General features: G+C 48.6%; 1 protein-coding gene. It reads left to right on the forward strand.

The window, feature by feature from the left end:
* Window positions 1–389, forward strand: a 389-nt coding sequence (locus tag AC1D0Y_RS29815; RefSeq protein WP_477708454.1) for a cadherin-like domain-containing protein, incomplete at both ends; no start/stop codon positions are given.

Genomic DNA, 389 nt, shown 5'->3' on the forward strand with positions numbered 1-389 from the left:
AATCCACTAACGTACGGGTTACTGACAGGTCCAGCAAATGGAACGGTAGTTGTAAATCCAGACGGAGCCTACACGTATACGCCAAACGAAAATTACAACGGGGTAGATAGCTTTAGCGTCGTAGTAAGCGACGGACAGGGAGGAACGGCGGTTTCGACGATTACGATTACAGTTCTGCCAGTCAATGATCCACCAGTAGGTCCAGTGGTGGTAACGTTGGTCACGAATGAAGATACAGCAGTGTCGAGTCAAATCACCGCGTTTGATCCAGATGGAGAAGTACTGACGTATAGCTTACAAGATCCGCCAACCAACGGAGTGGCGGTGGTAAATGCAGATGGTACGTTCACCTATACGCCAAATGAGAATTACACTGGTCCGGATACGTT

Source organism: Priestia sp. P1_B12_1 (assembly GCF_056406695.1).